The sequence below is a fragment of the Sediminibacillus dalangtanensis genome (assembly GCF_017792025.1).
GTDB classification, from domain to species: Bacteria; Bacillota; Bacilli; order Bacillales; family Amphibacillaceae; genus Sediminibacillus; species Sediminibacillus dalangtanensis.
The window spans coordinates 3,153,357-3,171,456 of sequence record NZ_CP046956.1 but is presented as its reverse complement, the minus strand read 5'-3'; the positions used below and the strand labels follow the sequence as shown (position 1 = coordinate 3,171,456).

The following is an 18,100-nucleotide window of genomic DNA, read 5'->3' as shown; positions in this document are numbered from 1 at the left end:
GAAAGGCATGAATGCAATTGCATTCATGCCTTTTGCGTTATGCCAAGTCGTCATCCACCCGGATAATCGTAAGGGTGGCGCCGGCACCGTCTTGCAGGACTGCAGCTCCCAGTAGGCCGAACAATTCGAGGCTAATAGTACTACCTGCCGCTAGTGGTACAATGGCATCACCATTGAAATTGGAAAGTGTCAAAACTGGGTTGATAGTGGTGGCTTCTACAGGTGCACCGTTGACGACTAATCGGGAACCTAGTAACAAGCCAGCTGTCAAATTAACGTTATAGGATAAATAGTAACGTCCTGCTTCAGGAACCGTAAATACGGTATTGGCAGCATTGGTTGTTACTCCGTCTAATGTTTGGGCATCAGGTAAAGGTACTGGTGTTCCTGTTATTACTACGGCAACGGTTTCTCCACTTGTATTTGCTGCAAAAGCGGAAGTTTCCGTTACGGATGCAGCTGTTGGTCCAATCGGCCCAGTCGGTCCGGTAGCACCAGTCGGCCCAGTAGCACCAGTCGGCCCAGTAGCACCAGTCGGCCCAGTAGCGCCGGTCGGTCCGGTAGCACCAGTCGGCCCAGTAGCGCCGGTCGGCCCAGTAGCACCAGTCGGCCCAGTAGCGCCGGTCGGTCCGGTAGCACCAGTCGGCCCAGTAGCGCCGGTCGGTCCGGTAGCACCAGTCGGCCCGATAGCCCCGGTTGGCCCGGTAGCGCCAGTCGGTCCGGTAGCGCCGGTCGGCCCAGTAGCACCAGTCGGCCCGATAGCCCCGGTTGGCCCGGTAGCGCCGGTCGGCCCAGTAGCGCCAGTTGGCCCGGTAGCGCCGGTTGGCCCAGTAGCGCCAGTCGGTCCAGTCGGCCCTGTTGGTCCATCAGGATCGGTTCCATCAGCCTCTAATAAACTAATATCATCAACGAACACGAATGGGGCATTTAAAGCACTGAGCGGCTTACTGATAATCACCTGTGCTTGCGTAGTCCCAGCTGGAGCTTCGTCTGTTGTTTGATAAACCTCAAGCCATGTGTCATTACCGCCATAAGGTATATTATCGTATGATACTTCAGTATCTAGTCCTGTTCCAATTACGGTATTTGTAGCATCCAAAAACAACACTTGAAGATTGATAATAGGACTAGGTTGGAGCGTACTTTTAGACAAGGAGACAAGAAGCTCATAGCTAGCCCCTTCTTCCGCGGGAACATTTTGAACCAGGGAGGCAGTCACAGTACTGTTAGCAAACCTTGCGGCATAATCTCCGGTATGGACAGGTTCTACTACAATATCTGTGTTGACAACTTGCCAACCTGTAAAATCACCGGTTTCAAAGCCACCGTTTACTATAAGATTATTGACTGACAAATGATATCCTCCTTTACACCTATATATTGACGCAGGTGGTATTCACATTACGTCAACTTACCATATAGTATGTAAAGTAGATATGCTTGTTCAGGCTAATCCCCTTGCTGAATTTAAAAGAAGGAAAATGTGCGTATTGCCTTTTACCCGGCTTTGGGAAGTGAAGGAGGAAAGAACGATAAAAGGGAGGTACTTTATCCTAAAGGCAACAGGTGTGGAATTATCTGTAAATAGATAATCGAAGGGATAAAATACTAGTCTGATAGTGTCCTTGTCACCGTCTTAGGAGTTAACTAATTGTATGGGTGGGAGTTCCAAGTCTGATACTTACACCCTGGGTTAGAAAAAGCGAAGGAGTTTGCCAACTGCCATCATGCGGCTGATGAAGGTAGAAATGAGGAGTAGGAAGCAGGAAAACGCACTTCATCGGATGTAAAATGGACGGTATAACATATGGGCCTCTACTTATGGTAAACATAAATTGCGGCAAAAAATCATCTTCCTCCTGTCACGAATCTTCTCTTTCTATAAACCTATCAGCTCTCCGTTCCTAGAGTTTGAAAACGGGATAATTGATGTGAGTAAAAATGACACAATGATGGATGGAAAGAAGAACATATAGTAAACTCAAGCACAATATATGTGGAAAAGGAGATGAGGAAATGCCCGAAAAGAAACTGATGGAGTTGATTAGAAGACTGCCAAAAGTCGATCTTCATGTCCATTTAGATGGAAGCGTGCGACCAGGTACGGCTATAGAATTGGCGAAGCAGCAGCGAATCGAACTTCCGGAAAAAGAAATCGATAAGCTGCTTCCCCATATGCAGATTGCTGGAGAATGTAATAACTTAGAAGAATATTTGGAGAAATTCCAGCTGATAGGACCGCTCTTACAAACACCAGAATCGTTGGAACTATCCGCGTATGAAACGGTAAAGCAGGCCTATGATCAGAATTGCTTATATATGGAAGTGCGATTTGGTCCTCAACTGCACCGACAGCTCGGTTTATCACTTGACCAGTCGATCAATGCAGCTATTACAGGGTTGAAAAAAGGGGAGGCAGCGTTTGGCGTGAAGGCAAACGTAATCGTTTGCTGTCTCCGTCATCATTCAACTTCATTAAATTGTGAAGTGGTAGAAGCAGCAGCATCTTTTCTCGGGAAAGGCTTGGTGGGAATTGATTTGGCAGGTGATGAAGCGGGATATCCGGCAAAACTGTTTGAGGATGTTTTTGCCCTTGCAGCAAGCAAAAGACTGCCGGTTACCATCCATGCGGGAGAGGCAGCCGGACCAGTAAACATTAAGGATGCCATTGAGAAGCTTGGAGCAGTTAGAATTGGCCATGGGGTTCGGTTGCGGGAAGACCCAGACTTGTTGGCTGCAATCGCTGCAGAGAAAATACCACTCGAAATGTGTCCCGTAAGTAATATCCAAACAAAGGCCGCAGCAAGCTGGGAGGACTATCCACTCCGTGATTATTTTGATAGAGGATTATCTGTTACGGTGAATACGGATAATCTAACGGTATCTAATACGACGATAACGAGGGAGTATGCGATTCTTGCCGATCGGTTTGGTTTTTCGGTTGAAGAGCTCGTACAATTAGTTCGAAATGGTATAGAAGCTGCCTTTCTCGGAGAAGAGGATAAGCAAGCACTAAAGCGGAAGTTGGAAACATTCGTTTTACCGACATAACTGAAGTAATAAGAGAGGGCCCGGCTTCAACAACTTAAACAATAGCAGATTTCTCCGCAGTTTGTGTCGAACCCTTACGAACATCTCAGGATAAGTACTCATAGAGTGCAGGCTATTTTTCGGGCACCAACTAGCACGGAATTTGTAAAAGAAGCTTGGATAAAATATGAAGTCGCAATATATACCAACTACTAACATTCTTAAAAAAAGCTTGTTGAGTTCTCGTGTTGAGCTTAGCTCACAGGCTTTTTTGGCATGTGTCCAGCTGAAATAAAACGCCACTCTAATTGTCATTTTATGTTAAAAAACTACCTATAAAATGGTAAACTAGAATAAGAGAATCACATTACGGACAGGAGGGGTTTTTATTAGATGGACTTTCGCTGTAATAGGGATTGGGCTACTCAGTTTTATTTCAAGTTGTTCCGCCGCTTGTCAGGGAGAATATCGAGAAATAGAACAAACAGCAAGTGAAAAACTAGGAGCGGAAGTGCACATCGTGGAGCCTGACGGCTACTCACTATTAGAAGCAAAACTTATTTACAACGATGAAAAGCAATTATACAAGACTAGCATGGGATATGGCATTGCAAAAGGAAATAAAGAAAAGGACGAAGAAGAAAAAGACAAAAAGGAACAAGTGAACTTTATTTATGGGCCATATGAAGGCAGGAAAGGGTTCCGGGCCACAATCGAACCTAGAAAAGAAGACTTTAATTTAGAAGAATATGCTGCCAACACGGGTAGTGACCGAATGGAACTGACGGAAGTAAAGGGACACCAGTTGGCCATAAAGGAAATTATATTAAACAAGTAATTCAAGCAAATGAAGCATGACCGGGTCTATCTCATGAAAAAAGCACCGCCTTATCCAGCGATGCATTTTCCAGTCAAGCGTAGTTAAAAGGATCCTTCATGAATCGTTTCCTGGAGAGGACGGCGTGGAGAAGGCCGCTCTCGTTCCTGAAGGTTTTCAGGTAAATCAGACTTTTCTCCTTGATAGCCGATGGCGACTACTGCATGGATTGCATAGTCTTCTGGAATGTTTAATACTTCACGAGCCTTTTCTTTGTCAAATCCACCCATTGGATGGGTTGACAATCCCTTTAAAGAAGCCTGCAGAGCCAAGAATCCCCAAGCTGCTCCTGTGTCAAAAGCATGTGGAGCATTTTCTCCGACTTTTTCATCCGTTTTTTTTGAGATAATCAGTGTTAAGACGGGTGCCTTATCGGCCCATGTCCTGTTACCTGGGAGAATGAACGAATGGAATTTCTCCAAATCTTCATTTGTTCTTGCCAAGATAAACCGCCAAGGTTGGATGTTCAGCGATGAAGGGGCCCACCGTGCCGCTTCAAAAACGCTGAATAAGACATCCTCCGGTACCTCTTTATCTGTGAAAGACCGAGGAGACCATCGGTTGACGAAGAGCGGGTCAATATCGTAGCCGGCTTTTCGGTATTTTTCAATTTCGGGAAGAACTTTTGTGGAGCTCATTATATTAACCTCCTTTAACTAATTTCCTGATGTAAGAATCAGTATAGAAAAGATACCATTTGACATCAAGATAAATGCTTACCAATTCACTCGGAATAAGATTATGCCAGAGCAGTGCCTGTCCTTTTTCAGATAGAGGACAGGAAACCACAGGCTAATCTCCTCCGTCAGGTACATATTTTTAATTGCTGTATGACGGAGCACTTAGCATTCTAGAGTCGTGGATCATTACAATCTGAAAAGATTCGGTGTCTTACTTATATAATGCAAAAAAAATCACCAGTATCTTGTTGTGATACAGGTGATTTTCCAGGAAAGCCTTTTAACAGTATTTTTCTTAAGGTTTGAGGACCACCTTGATACAATCGTCTTCCTTTTTATCGAATATTCGGTAGGATTCAGCAGCATCGTCCAATCCTACTTTATGAGTGATTATATCTGTCGGGTCAAATACCCCTTTTTCAACCATATCATAGAGTTCTGGCATAAAATGAATGACCGGAGCCTGTCCAGCCTTTACAGTAATGTTGCGGGAGAAGATGGAATTCATTGGATAGGCCGTAGCAGGGGCTCCATATACGCCGGTTAACTGGATGGTGCCAAATTTCTTGACGGAGTGAGCGGCTGTGATGATGGGATCAATCGTGCCCACCTGTCCGGCGAGTGTCTTGACATGATCCTTCATGGTAACCTTTCCGTCCATTCCGACGCAGTCTATGACAACTTCAGCTCCGCCTCTGGTGATTTCATGGAGATGCCCACCCATATCGGTGAACTCCTCAAAATTATAAACTTCTACGTTATTTGTTCGTTTCGCATGTTCTAAACGGTAAGGCACATGATCGACAGCAATCACTCGTTTCGCGCCTTGCAGCCAGGCGAACTTTTGGGTTAGTAGTCCGACTGGACCAGAGCCGAGTACGATAACCGTATCTCCTTCTTTAACCCCGCTGCCTACTACACTCCAGTAAGCGGTAGGAATAATATCGGAGAGAAACAGCAAACTTTCATCTTCGAGTTCACTGCTTTCCGGGACCACAAAAGAAGAAAAATCTGCATAAGGTACACGTAAGTATTCAGCCTGTCCTCCTGGATAGTTTCCGTACATTTCCGAATACCCAAAGTAGGCGCCTGTATCGCGATGTGGGTTGGAATTATCACACTGACTTTCCATTTGGTTTTTACAGAAGTGGCACTCACCGCAGCTTACATTGAATGGGATAACTACGCGATCGCCCTTCTTTACTTTTTTTACATCCGGTCCGACTTCTTCGACAATTCCCATTGGTTCATGTCCGATCACGTAATCGTCCCCTAAAGGGATATGTCCGTGGTACAAATGTAAATCTGAGCCGCAAATGGCGGTGGAAGTGATTCGGACAATCATGTCATCTCCTGTAGTGATTGACGGATCAGCTACATTTTTGACTTCTACTTTTTGTTTACCCTGATTGGTTACTGCTTTCACGAACTCACACACCTTTCCAAACGTGTTGCTTGTCTATTGCCAGTCACGACAAATTTGAAACATTTTAGCTAAATGGAAGTAGTTGCCGAACAGACTACACCTTAGAAAGTTGTTAAAGGAGAGGTTATCACTGAACTTGCAAACAATAGTACAACCCGATAATGAAAGGGATGAAGAGGGCAGGGTGCAGATCCCTGCTCTCTTTAATTGACTGATGCTTGGAATGTTTTTCAGAATGGATACCTTGACTATAAAATTTTACTTAAAAAGCCTTGTGTTCGTTCGTTTTGAGGATCGACAAATACCTGCTCCGGGTTGCCTTCTTCTTGAATAATCCCTTCATCCATGAAAATAACACGGTCTCCCACTTCTCGGGCAAACCCCATTTCATGAGTAACGACCACCATAGTCATGCCCTCATCGGCAAGGTCTTTCATTACCTGCAGAACTTCCCCGACCAATTCGGGGTCAAGTGCCGAAGTAGGCTCATCGAACAACATATATTTCGGGTTCATTGCAAGGGCACGTGCGATGGCCACCCGTTGTTTTTGCCCGCCGGAAAGACTGTCTGGATACGCATCGGCTTTATCGGACAAACCAACTTTCTCAAGCAAAGGCATCGCCACATCTCTTGCTTCCCTTTCAGACATTCTTTTTACTTTAATAGGGGCGAGCGTAATATTTTCTAACACGGTTTTATGGGGGAAAAGATTAAAATGTTGAAATACCATGCCGACATCGGTCCGGAGTTTGTTAATATCGGTTGCCGGGTCAGTCAAATCTGTACCGTCGATGAGTACCTGGCCGGATGTGATCTCTTCCAGAAGGTTTAAGCAACGCAACAGCGTACTTTTTCCAGATCCTGAGGGGCCAATTACACACACTACTTCTTTTTGTTTAATAGTGGCGTTGATTCCAGAAAGTACTTCAACGTCACCGAAAGATTTATGCAAGTCTTTGATTTCTATCATTTATACATCCAGCTTCCTTTCTAAACGTCTTAAAATGATGGAGGTCGGAATCGTAATTATTAAGTAAAGAATACAAACCATAACTAGTGTTTCGAAAATCTCATAGGTCACATTGTAATATTGTTTTCCCATATATAGAACTTCATGGACTGCAATGACCGAAAATAAAGAAGTATCCTTCAGGCTGATAACAAATTGGTTTCCGAGTGGTGGAATCATTCGTTTAAAAGCTTGGGGCCAAATAATGTAGCGCATTGTCTGTTTTTCGGTAAGGCCCAGAGAACGACCGGCCTCACGCTGTCCTCTTTCTATCGAATAGACAGCACCCCGTACGATTTCAGCTATGTAGGCAGCGGCATTGATCGTAATGGCAATAATCGCCGCTGTCAATGCATTTATGCTTAGCCCGATTAAGTCTTCGGTAAGACCATAATAAATGAATAATACTTGAGCCAAAATCGGCGTACCCCGAACGACTTCTACATAAACCGTACAAATCCCCTGGATCAATTTGTTTTTAGAAAGTTTTCCAAGCCCGACTAGGCCTCCAAGTATAAAGCCAAGGAATAAACCAGCTATTGTAATTAAAAGTGTCATTTTCAGCCCTTCGAAAAGGGTAGGCAGTGAGTTTATATATGGTGACTCCATTATAGCTTCGATCACGTATGAATCTCCCCTTGATTGACAAGGCATCTGGAAAACAAAGTGATGGTCCGCCAGACGCGCTGTATTTTAGTGGTTTCTAAAAGCCTTTACGCATGCGGTGTTGTTTTTAATCGATGCAATAGATATAAATTGCGACCCAACATTGGGTTGATTGATTTCTTATGGTACTGTATGAGTTATGTTGCAGTTTGAATTTTGATGGAAGGAAAGAACCTTTTTAAAATAGGAACTTTCTAAAAAATAGCGCAACAAGCTTTTGCTTGTTACGCCTGATAAGTATCTATATGTTCCTCGTGGAGAGTCGGCATGGCTTATTCAGGCTCTGTGCCGAACCACTTTTTATAGATTTCATCGTAGGTACCATCTTCTTTTAAGGTAGCAAGTGCATCATTTACCGAATCAACGAGCTCGGAGTCTTTAGGAAAGGCAATTCCATAAGGCTGTCCTTCTAATACGTCGCCAACTGTTTTCAGCTTTCCTTCTGCATTCTCTTTAATGTAATATTGGACGTTCGGTAAGTCGTAAAGCACAGCATCAAGCCGATCTTTTTCCAGATTCATATAGGCGGTTACGATTTCTGGATATGCGACCACCTCAGCATCTGTATTAGCATTCAAATAAGATTCACTTGTCGAACCTTGTCGGGCTCCGACTTTCAATCCGTCTACATCATCGATGGATTGGATAGTTGATTCTTCCGGAACGGCGAGAATCAAGCCTGAATCATAATAGGAGTCGGAGAAGGAAATGGTTTCCTTCCGTTCGTCGGTAATGGATATTCCGGCGATGCCAATCGGGAATTTCCCTGATTGCATAGAGGCAATCAGACCATCGAATTCCATTGTCTCAAATTCCACATTAAAACCTGCCTCATCGGCAATGGCTTTGATTAAATCAATATCGAATCCTTCCATTTCCCCAGTCTCTGGATTTTTGTATTCAAAGGGCTGGAAGTTAGCATCTGTGGCAACCGTGTACGTTTCACCATCTGTCGTTTCTCCAGACGTTTCGCCTGATCCGCATGCTGTCAACATTAATAAAAATAGAACCAGTGCAAAAATCCCTAAATAAGTTTTTTTCATGCTTTTCAATACCCCCTAATTTTTTAAACCCTTTTCATTATCCCAAAAATTTAGAAAATGATAAATTTTTAAAATAATCCATATAATCGGTTTAAACGTGATTTTTGAGCGTGAAGCCCATATAGAATGGAATGGAGGCAGAATAGCTATGTATTTGTTTGTTTTTCTTTAAATCGAGGACAAGGTACATTGCGCAGTATCCATAATCACTCGAAAAAATTTTTCCGGAAAAGCTGCAAGTTGGTTGAAGAAAAACGGAAAATGTATTATTATTTTCTATGTGCTTTTAAAAGACTTGCTGGTGTAGCACAGTTGGTAGTGCACTTCACTCGTAATGAAGGGGTCGGAGGTTCGAGTCCTCTCACCAGCACTCGTATATGGAGAAGTACCCAAGTCCGGCTGAAGGGGATGCACTCGAAATGCATTAGGGCGGGTTACCGCCGCGTGGGTTCGAATCCCACCTTCTCCGCCACTTTATTTCATCTATTCTTCACATTTTTTTGCTGCCTTCCTCATTCATTCGAACCCAATTACTTTAATCGAATTATCTATTCAATACGTATTAATTCCAGTCTGTCCTTCAGGTGGAAATTTTTAATAAACGGTAGACTACATCAGAAGCGAGGCGGTACAAATGAACATAGGGATCATCAATTTTGAAATGGCACCAGCCGGTGTAAATCAACTCTTACATAAAGTGATTTCTGAACTTTTGCAAGCCCATACAGTCACGGGGATTCGTTTTGATGCTCAAACAGGTTCGCTTTCTTATAAAGATTATGCGGAAGAAAATGTCGCTGGTACGTTTGAAGACTTTAAGAACTTACTGCAGCTTTCCCCACTTACAGGAGATTTCGCTGTATTCGATACGATGGCAGATTTTGACGCTATCCTGGTGATTGGACCGCAACAGGCGGAAGCTTTCGTTAAAGCGTTTAGCGAGAGGCTAGATCGAACAAACTTCTTATTTATCCCTGTATCTATTTATCATAATGTGGAGGAACCAGATCAGTCTTTGGGCTATGACACCGCGATTAATTATATGATTGACAGTATACTAAGGATAAGGGATACGATCAATTCACTGAAATATCCCAATCCGCGTTTGTTGGGAGTACAGCTGGAAGGCAGTGTGCCTCACCAGGCGCTGGATGATGTGGCGGTTGCGGTCGGTGGACATGTCCTGAATCATGACTTTGATGAGCAAGATGTCGCAGGGCTGAAAAAAGCACTTCGTAAAGAGTTTGCTTCCGGACAGACATATGCTTTTTTGCTGTTTGACGAACGAATCGACGCTGAAAGCATTCCCGGCGGTTTATTGGTAGACATCGCAATCGACTGGAAAACACATAAAATCGATGAAGCCCTCTGCATGGGACCAGAACCGACTGCTGCGGACCGCATCCTAGCCATGAAATTTGCTGGAGGGATTTTGGACTGGGTACGCAACAGCCAAGCCAGTGGAAAGTTACTTGTTAAATCGAGAAAAGCAAAAGTTCAATTATATTAGCACCAAAAATCGGCAGCGTATGAAAAAACGCTGCCGATTTTTATAAGACAAATGGTTGTGTTTCCAGAGGCCTAAACTGTTGTGGAATCGGGTATCCTCCTACTAAAGGTTTTCGGGGAAGGAGGTACCCTTTTGAAAAGATATCATTCTATTGATTTAGGGAAGTTTTTTGCCATGCTGGGAATAGTGTTTATTCATGCCCGGGCATTTGAAGCAGTCCAGGTCGGGGAGATGGACGGCGGCCAACTGGATACTGTCTTAAAGGTGTTCGCCAGGTTTAGTGTGCCATTGTTCTTCCTTGCCTCCGGTTTTTTATTTTCAATGAAAGAAAATAGTGGGGAACGACCGTTTCACTATTTTCTTTCCTATATAAAAAAAATAATCTTCTTGTATATTTCCTGGTTTATGATCTATGCGTTATACGATTACGGGAAAATTGCCTGGGAGAGCGGGGGACTGATAAATCAGCAAACCCATGAATATGTCAGCAGTCTACTTACAAGAGAGGTTTTTGTTTACGGTGTCAGTAATACCCAGTATCATCTCTGGTTTTTACCGGCGCTAATTTGGGCAACGTCCATCGTCTTCTGTTTCCAACGGTTGCAGGCAGCCGGTGTGCTGCTGACAGTCAGTTTTTTTCTGCATTTACTCGGCTTGACCGGTCAGGGGTATTCCCAACTGTATGAAATTCCCTTCAATACAAGAGACCCTTTCTTTTTCGGCTTGTTTTATGTATCACTTGGCAGTTTTATTGGTATGAATGATCAGAAATTTGAGGAATTGGCATCGCGAATCAGTGGTTCCGTTTACGCAGTGGCAATACCGGCCTTGTTTTTCATGCAGTTATTGGAACGAACCTGGACGATGGAACAACTGGCCGGAAACAATGAGGAATACTTTTTCTTTACGATTCCGCTAAGTTTAGCCATATTAGCCGCTTTGCTCAAGTATCGGAATATAGGAAAAGGGACCTTTTTCAATAAAATCGGCAGGAATACGATCGGGATTTTTGTCATCCATCCGTTAATCATCAGTTTGTGCCATCTCGCCTTGGCGGCACTCGGACTTCAATGGTGGAAACAACATATCCTTTATGGCGTATTATTTGTTCCTTTTGTCTACTTCAGCTCTTACTTTTTATATCAATGGTTACAAGCGGGAAAACAGCGATTTTTCCATCCGGGTAAAGGGATTCAATGGGAAGAAAAACAGACTCTAAAGAAAAGTTGATTACTAGTCGATATTACTGGGGAAAGTGCGAATTTAGTTAGGTGAAAAAGTATGGAGAATTAGGAAAATCTTGTTGAAAAATCAGGCTTAATAGTCTAATATTACTAGATAATAACGTCTGTCCATTGTTAACATTCGGATTCGGAAATCGAACTTGGTATCGAGGATAGAGATGACAGATGGATAGAAAACAGGGGGAATCGCTATGCAGACGGCAGTCAAAACGATCATTTTTCAACTGAAGCAGCAGCAGTATGGTGTAGATATTCAGCAAGTGCGTTCCATTGAGCGATTAGTCGATGTGACGGAGGTACCGAACACCTCTGACTTTATCAAAGGTATTATCAATTTGCGTGGTCAAGTGATTCCGATTATCGACTTGAAAGAGCGGTTGAATTTGGGAAAACAGGACTATAGTGAGGAAACGAGAGTCCTGATTATCGAGATTGAAGGGGTTACGGCAGGATTGATAGTCGATGAGGCAAAAGACGTGATTGACATTGACCCGGAGATTATCGACCCGACGCCAAGTATGGCCGGTGGAGTTCATTCCGAGTTTTTAAGAGGTGTGGCAAAATTGGAGGATCGATTGCTGATCATGCTTGATTTTGCAAGCATTTTTGATACAAGAGAGATAGAGGAAGTAAAAGAGATAAACGAGGATTAATTATAACAGAGCGGGGGATTTTCACATGAAGAGCGTACTCGTAACCGATGACGCAGCCTTTATGCGATTGCAGCTCAAAGACATTTTAGGCAATATTGGGCTGGAAGTAATCGGGGAAGCAGCAAACGGACAGGAAGCAGTCGAAAAATATAAAGAACTGCAGCCGGATTTGGTGACAATGGATATCACCATGCCGGAAATGAATGGGGTGGAAGCATTACAGGCGATCAAACAATTTGACGATGGTGCCAATGTCATCATGTGCTCGGCCATGGGTCAGCAGGCAATGGTAGTGGAAGCAATCAAAGCAGGGGCCAAAGATTTTATCGTTAAACCGTTTACGGCTGAAAGAGTTGAGCAAGCTTTGCAAAAATTTCTATGAAATTACATATACATATCGAATAGCATGCAAAAGCAGACCTTATCGAATAAGGTCTGCTTTTTTATACTTTATAAGATTTTGTCATGCCCCCCTTGATTAAAAGTAAACAAAAAGATAAAATGTTTATATAAAAACAAACAAAATAAGGTTGTGTTTGCTTATGTCTAACGAGGATCGTTTTTGGAATGCGACAATCGATGAACTGTCAAATGGGTACATCCAATCAGATGATGACTATGTATGTCTCTTATGTGGCGAAAGGTTTGTAGAGGGGATTATCTATCCGATGGACGGAATATTGTACGAAGCCAAAAAAGCAGTTGCTGAACATATAAAGGAAGCACATTCATCGGTGTTCGATTATTTACTTAAAATGGACAAAAAGTACACTGGGTTATCAGATCATCAAAAAGAGTTACTTCAGTTTTTTCGTAAGGGATTAAGTGACAAGGAAATCGTCGATGAACTAGATGGAGGTAGTCCATCTACGGTTAGAAATCATCGATTTAAACTGAAAGAGAAAGAAAAACAGGCTAAGGTTTTTCTTGCTATCATGAAACTTTTGAATAATGAGGCAGGTCATCAAACGAAAGATCATTTTGTTCATTTTCATAAGGGGGCAAAGATGGTGGACGAACGATATGCAACCACAGAAAAAGAGAAACAAAAGGTGTTATCAACTTATTTTAAACAAGGTACTGACGGAACATTAGATACGTTTCCAAGCAAGGAAAAAAGAAAGCTGATTGTATTACAAAACATTGTGAATCGTTTTGACCGTGATAAAAAATACACGGAAAAAGAAGTTAACGACATATTAAAAACGATTTACCATGATTTTGCGACCATTAGAAGATACCTTATTGAGTACGGCTTTATGGGGCGTAGTAGGGATTGTACAGAGTATTGGATAAAAAACTAAGGCTGATTCATCAGGGAAATCAGTTGAATGATTAAAAGGGGAACATCAAGTGAAGATACATCATTCATGCCAAATCACTAAATTAAACGAGAGAATGTTTGGCTTAACCTTCCTATACTGCGTAGCGCATTTACAATAAATGAAAAGCTATTATTTGTGACCAGATCTTTTTCTAGAACATAAAGCCTACCAAGATTTTACGAAAATAGACTATTTGAAAACACTAAGGTAACAGCTGTTTAGTCAGACACTAAAACAAGCCTGTCACCACATACAAATATAGAAGCAGGGAAAGAGAGGACGTTTATGATCAAACCACCCGCCTTACAAGAGGGTGATCGGGTAGCAGTGATTGCACCGGCTGACCCACCGGATAGAGAGAAACTGATACAGGGAATTCATGTAATGGAAAAAATGGGCCTTAATGTTGTTACTGGACGCCATGTATACGATATCGAGGGGGACGACCTTGCCACTGTCGATCAAAAGCGGCTTGCTGACTTGCATGATGCCTTTAGTGATCCTGGTATCAGAGGGGTTTTTTGTGCAGAGGGAGGGTTTGGTACAGCAAGAATTGCTCCTATGGTTGACTATTCCATCATACAGAAAAACCCAAAGATTTTCTGGGGGTATAGCGATATTACCTATTTACTGAATGCAATTCAAAACCAGAGTGACTTGGTTGCCTTTCACGGGCCGATGCTGGCATCCGATCTAAATGACGAACAAAGAACAGCAAAGACAGAAGCAACTTTTTTACCTTTATTCACAGGTGAAGCCCTAACATATGATTCTCGCATAGCTCCCTTAAATACACTAGCTCATGGAACAGGAGAAGGGCGTTTGGTAGGAGGAAATCTAACTTTGCTCGCTACTGGAATGGGAACCCCTTTTCAAGTGAAAGCGAGTGGTAACATCCTGCTAATTGAGGAAGTTGCAGAACCTTCTTATCGAATCAATGCAATGCTTACTCAGCTTAAACAGGCGGGGGTGTTCGATGAGGTCGAGGGCGTGGTCATCGGCAATTTTCAAGCGGAGCCAGATGAATATGCGAAGATAAAAAAAGTGCTGCAAGACTTCTTTATTTCTGCCCCTTTCCCTGTAGTTGAGAACTTTCCCATAGGTCATTGTCAGCCTAATTATGGCGTACCAATTGGAGTAAATGCGAAACTCACGACGTCGCCGCCTCGTTTGGCGGTCGATTCAGGTGTTATGTAAATCAAGAATAATTGTCATCTTTTAAAAATCAAAAAGCACTGCGTAAAATGATAAACCAGAGCCTGTAAGCTCTGGTTTATCATTTTAGTCAAATAACGGGCTGACTGAACGGTCTTCAAACACTCTGGTAATGGCATCGCTCATCAATGGTGCCACAGACAGCTGGGTAATCCGGTCGAGATGCTTTTCTTCCGGAATCGGTATACTATTGGTGACAATTAATTCTTTCAAATCGGAATTGTTGATTTTATCAATGGCAATACCGGATAGGACTGGATGAGTGCAACAGGCATAAACTTCTTTGGCGCCTTTCGCCATCAATGCTTTCGTTCCACTGGTCATACGTGTACCGGTATCAACGATATCATCGACCAAGACAGCTGTTTTCCCCGCGATATTTCCGACGATGTTCGATTCCCCGACTTCTGTTTCACGGGGACCGCGTTTATCGATAATCGCTATGGGTGCTTTCAAATGATCAGCAAGCTGCCGTGCGCGTGATACGCTCCCATGGTCTGGAGATACGACGACAACGTCCTCAAACTGTTTTTCCTGCAAATAACTTGCCAAAATCGGAATGCCGGCTAATTGATCGACCGGAATATTGAAAAACCCTTGAATTTGTGGCGCATGCAGGTCCAACGAGATCACCCGTGAAGCACCGGCTTCCTGAATCAAGTCTGCAACAAGCTTTGCAGTGATCGGTTCCCTCGGCCGTGCTTTACGGTCTTGTCTAGCATATCCGTAATAAGGGATGACAATATTGATCGTTTTAGCAGAAGCTCGTTTTAATGTATCAATCATAATCAGTAATTCTAAGATATGTTGGTTTACCGGTTCACTCGTAGATTGGATGACAAAAACGTCGTATCCGCGAACGCTTTCTTCGATACTGATACGCACTTCACCGTCACTAAAGGTTGTCACTGTACTTTTTCCGAGTTCCACGCCCATATTGTCGGCTATTTCTTCAGCCAGCGGCAGGTTGGAGCTCAACGAAAAAACTTTCATTTTTGATTCCTGGAAGTCTCTCGACACACTTGATTCCTCCTTGTTTACAGGGCTATGCTGCTTTTATGTACCATAGATTTGTCAGGTAATATCTTGTCCATGTATGGGGTTTATTATCTCAAAAACGACAAGGGGAAACAAGCTAAAGAAATGTGTGCGAAAAAACTAATTATAAAAGAGCGACTATTTTCGCAACCCGTTTCTCTATAGTTTTTGCCCCAACTCCTTTTTACGGTTAATTGTCTTTGTTAGAAATATAGATAGATTTACGTCTTAAGCACTTTATCCCTTTGATTTCTCCTTTCCTACACGAAGGAAAGGAGAAGGCGTTCTCTGAACAAAGTGTTTATCAATAAAGGCGAGGACTTCATCGTTTCCTGGGAGGGTAGCAGTTTCCATGGCCTCTTGAATCGGCAGCCATTTGTACTCCGTATGTTCATGATTAAGCTGTACATGTTGCCGACTGTCTACATAACCGACAAAAACGGGTGCCATATAGATGTATTCCTCCTCCGGCGAGTAAAATTGATCGAACTTGTTGGAAGAATACAAGGTCACTTCATTTATACCAGTTTCTTCTTTGATCTCCCGCAAGGCAGCTTCCCATGCTTTTTCTCCCTGTTCGATGCTACCCCCAATGTAACACCAGGCTCCATCAAGGATAGTGCTTGCCCGTTTAACCAGCAAGACATGATATTGGTCGTCGATTTTTTTTTAGCAGGACGGCAGCAATACCTCGGCAACTGATTGGAATCTCAAAAATAGTTTGTGGCATTAGGTAATCTCCTTTGTGGCTTTTTCAATAATAGGTCGCTTTCTAGGCCTTCGCTTTGTCACGCTTGAACGGTTAACTTTGCCCATTTCAACATTCTAGACTGTGGGAAAAGATCTTTTTCGCAGCTTTACTAGCGCCCATTTCGACCTGTTAGAATTAGGAAAGTATTCTCTCTGCCTACTATACTAGCATAATTTACCAAGCGAAAAGGGGGGGATCACAAAAAAACAGCCTATCAAAAAATGTTCTGATAGACTGTTTGAGTACCCTGCTTTTATGATTGGACGGCGGCCTGGCGGATGACCTTTTCCATCATGTCGGTATTGGGATAGTTGCTCTGATGATATTTTTCTATGGTCTTCTCCACATCGTAAGCGACTTTTCTGATTGTTGTGCTCACCGATCCGTTCTCTGTTTCGACCATGGCATAAGAGGCCTTGGTAACGCCATCGAAAGGAAGGCCGACGCTGCCGAGATTGACAACCGTTTTACCTTTGATTGTCCGGACGTAGGATTTGTGAATATGGCCATACAAATAGATATCTGCCGGCTTTTTCAACAAATTGGTTGCGATGGTGGTGTCATCAGCTTCTGGCGAAACTACCTTGAATAAACTATCAGGTGTGGCGTGAAACGCTTGGATGGATATGCCGTCTATCTCCAATTGCTTATGGTCTGGAAGTCCGGCTAAGTAGTCGACATCATTCTTTTCCAGCTGTGAAACCGTCCAGTCCCGCTCTTTATTCATAAGCTCCCGCGCTTTATCCGGCACTTCTCCTTCTTTGATTCCCCGGACGACCCATTCATCTGCATTTCCTTTGATTACATCGGTATTCAGGTTGCGGACGAGTTCGATAGACCGCTTGGGCTCGGGGCCACGAAAGGCGATATCGCCCAAAACGAGAATTTTATCTGCTTGCTGCGCATCAATATCCTGGAGCACTGCATCGAGTGCATCTGCATTACCGTGAATATCTGAGATAAATGCAATCTTCATGACTATCTCTCCTTGCTTTGGTGTGCTTACGTTTATCGTAGCAGATTTCCTTTGCTCATAAAAAGATTGTGCAGCCATCTGCGTTATTCCCGGCTTTAATCAAAAGAGCCTGGACCAAGAGCATCGTGACTAAAATAAAAACCGAACGATCCACCATTCGCTGGTTTATAGATGAACAAAAAGCAAACCATTCTACTCTATGAAAAATGCAACTTTCCACTCCGGCATGGTACTTCGCTTTCCGCGGGCACGGCTTCGGCTAACTTGGCAAAGCATACCGCTTTGCCAAGTGGATCTTCAGCTCGCGCTCCTCCCGCTGGAGTCTGCGCACCTTGTCTCCGTCGGATGGAGATACCTTCTCTTTTGTTGTGTTTTTCGTTTTGTCTATTGCCGTTACGGATAGAAAGCGAAGCAGCATGGATACCAGGAGTACTTCTTTATTCTTATGCTATTGTCCGATTTTTAAAGGAATAAAGGAACCCCCATGCTGATTTTCGTCTTCTTCACTTTTAGATACCTATCAGCTAATAGAAGAATACGGTCCATCTGATCTTGACAGGTGGAAATCAGAGCATAAAAACGTAGCGAAGGCAAGATACGGAGACTCCTACGGGAACAGCACGAGCTGAAAATCCCGCAAGAAAGCGGTTGGTGCT

General features: G+C 43.3%; 17 protein-coding genes and 2 tRNA genes. 10 read left to right on the top strand and 9 right to left on the bottom strand.

Annotation, left to right across the window (positions count from 1 at the left end; genetic code table 11):
• Nucleotides 1–37: 37 nt before the first annotated feature.
• Nucleotides 38–1,354 (bottom strand): NTTRR-F1 domain, encoded by a 1,317-nt coding sequence (locus ERJ70_RS15740; RefSeq protein ID WP_209365734.1) that lies wholly within the window; start codon nucleotides 1,352–1,354, stop codon nucleotides 38–40.
• 662 nt (nucleotides 1,355–2,016) lie between these two features.
• On the opposite strand from ERJ70_RS15740, the gene add reads away from it, so the two are divergent.
• On the top strand, nucleotides 2,017–3,051 hold the full coding sequence (gene add, locus ERJ70_RS15735) for an adenosine deaminase (RefSeq protein ID WP_209365733.1): 1,035 nt from the start codon (nucleotides 2,017–2,019) through the stop codon (nucleotides 3,049–3,051).
• Nucleotides 3,052–3,541: 490 nt separating this feature from the next.
• Nucleotides 3,542–3,868 carry a hypothetical protein gene (locus tag ERJ70_RS15730; protein WP_209365732.1) on the top strand — a complete coding sequence of 109 codons (327 nt, stop codon included), beginning with the start codon at nucleotides 3,542–3,544 and terminating at the stop codon, nucleotides 3,866–3,868.
• An 83-nt stretch (nucleotides 3,869–3,951) separates the two neighbouring features.
• Here ERJ70_RS15730 and ERJ70_RS15725 read toward each other — a convergent pair whose 3' ends face one another.
• The 5 genes from ERJ70_RS15725 to ERJ70_RS15705 form a co-directional block, all read right to left on the bottom strand.
• Nucleotides 3,952–4,545, bottom strand: a complete 594-nt coding sequence (locus ERJ70_RS15725; RefSeq protein ID WP_209365731.1) for a nitroreductase family protein — start codon at nucleotides 4,543–4,545, stop codon at nucleotides 3,952–3,954.
• 337 nt (nucleotides 4,546–4,882) lie between these two features.
• Nucleotides 4,883–6,013: a zinc-dependent alcohol dehydrogenase gene (locus ERJ70_RS15720; RefSeq protein ID WP_209365730.1), complete on the bottom strand. Its 1,131-nt coding sequence runs from the start codon at nucleotides 6,011–6,013 to the stop codon at nucleotides 4,883–4,885.
• A gap of 248 nt (nucleotides 6,014–6,261) precedes the next feature.
• The gene (locus ERJ70_RS15715) at nucleotides 6,262–6,984 is read right to left on the bottom strand and encodes an amino acid ABC transporter ATP-binding protein (RefSeq protein WP_209365729.1); all 723 of its coding nucleotides are present in this window, start codon (nucleotides 6,982–6,984) and stop codon (nucleotides 6,262–6,264) included.
• Nucleotides 6,985–7,644, bottom strand: coding sequence for an amino acid ABC transporter permease (locus ERJ70_RS15710; protein ID WP_245208212.1), 660 nt, complete (start codon nucleotides 7,642–7,644; stop codon nucleotides 6,985–6,987).
• A 317-nt stretch (nucleotides 7,645–7,961) separates the two neighbouring features.
• On the bottom strand, nucleotides 7,962–8,732 hold the full coding sequence (locus tag ERJ70_RS15705; RefSeq protein WP_209365727.1) for a transporter substrate-binding domain-containing protein: 771 nt from the start codon (nucleotides 8,730–8,732) through the stop codon (nucleotides 7,962–7,964).
• 297 nt (nucleotides 8,733–9,029) lie between these two features.
• On the opposite strand from ERJ70_RS15705, the gene ERJ70_RS15700 reads away from it, so the two are divergent.
• The 8 genes from ERJ70_RS15700 (at nucleotide 9,030) to ERJ70_RS15665 (ending at nucleotide 14,661) form a co-directional block, all read left to right on the top strand.
• Nucleotides 9,030–9,102 (top strand) — tRNA-Thr (locus ERJ70_RS15700).
• Nucleotides 9,103–9,111: 9 nt separating this feature from the next.
• Nucleotides 9,112–9,204: transfer RNA gene (locus ERJ70_RS15695), tRNA-Ser, on the top strand.
• 162 nt (nucleotides 9,205–9,366) lie between these two features.
• The gene (locus tag ERJ70_RS15690) at nucleotides 9,367–10,242 is read left to right on the top strand and encodes a 6-phosphofructokinase (RefSeq protein ID WP_209365726.1); all 876 of its coding nucleotides are present in this window, start codon (nucleotides 9,367–9,369) and stop codon (nucleotides 10,240–10,242) included.
• A 132-nt stretch (nucleotides 10,243–10,374) separates the two neighbouring features.
• Nucleotides 10,375–11,472 carry an acyltransferase gene (locus ERJ70_RS15685; RefSeq protein WP_209365725.1) on the top strand — a complete coding sequence of 366 codons (1,098 nt, stop codon included), beginning with the start codon at nucleotides 10,375–10,377 and terminating at the stop codon, nucleotides 11,470–11,472.
• 205 nt (nucleotides 11,473–11,677) lie between these two features.
• Complete coding sequence (locus ERJ70_RS15680) at nucleotides 11,678–12,139, top strand: chemotaxis protein CheW (RefSeq protein ID WP_209365724.1); 462 nt, start codon at nucleotides 11,678–11,680, stop codon at nucleotides 12,137–12,139.
• Between the two features lie 25 nt (nucleotides 12,140–12,164).
• Entirely contained in the window at nucleotides 12,165–12,521 is a 357-nt protein-coding gene (locus ERJ70_RS15675) for a response regulator (protein ID WP_209365723.1), read from the top strand.
• A 160-nt stretch (nucleotides 12,522–12,681) separates the two neighbouring features.
• Entirely contained in the window at nucleotides 12,682–13,443 is a 762-nt protein-coding gene (locus ERJ70_RS15670) for a DUF2087 domain-containing protein (protein ID WP_209365722.1), read from the top strand.
• A gap of 306 nt (nucleotides 13,444–13,749) precedes the next feature.
• Nucleotides 13,750–14,661 carry a S66 peptidase family protein gene (locus ERJ70_RS15665; protein WP_209365721.1) on the top strand — a complete coding sequence of 304 codons (912 nt, stop codon included), beginning with the start codon at nucleotides 13,750–13,752 and terminating at the stop codon, nucleotides 14,659–14,661.
• 84 nt (nucleotides 14,662–14,745) lie between these two features.
• Here the strand turns inward: ERJ70_RS15665 and ERJ70_RS15660 are convergent, their stop codons facing one another.
• The 3 genes from ERJ70_RS15660 to ERJ70_RS15650 all read right to left on the bottom strand — a co-directional run bounded on the left by ERJ70_RS15660 (nucleotide 14,746) and on the right by ERJ70_RS15650 (nucleotide 17,444).
• Nucleotides 14,746–15,699, bottom strand: coding sequence for a ribose-phosphate diphosphokinase (locus ERJ70_RS15660; protein ID WP_374099733.1), 954 nt, complete (start codon nucleotides 15,697–15,699; stop codon nucleotides 14,746–14,748).
• A gap of 255 nt (nucleotides 15,700–15,954) precedes the next feature.
• The gene (locus ERJ70_RS15655) at nucleotides 15,955–16,359 is read right to left on the bottom strand and encodes an NUDIX hydrolase (RefSeq protein WP_245208030.1); all 405 of its coding nucleotides are present in this window, start codon (nucleotides 16,357–16,359) and stop codon (nucleotides 15,955–15,957) included.
• A gap of 362 nt (nucleotides 16,360–16,721) precedes the next feature.
• Complete coding sequence (locus ERJ70_RS15650) at nucleotides 16,722–17,444, bottom strand: metallophosphoesterase family protein (protein ID WP_209365720.1); 723 nt, start codon at nucleotides 17,442–17,444, stop codon at nucleotides 16,722–16,724.
• Nucleotides 17,445–18,100 lie beyond the last annotated feature (656 nt).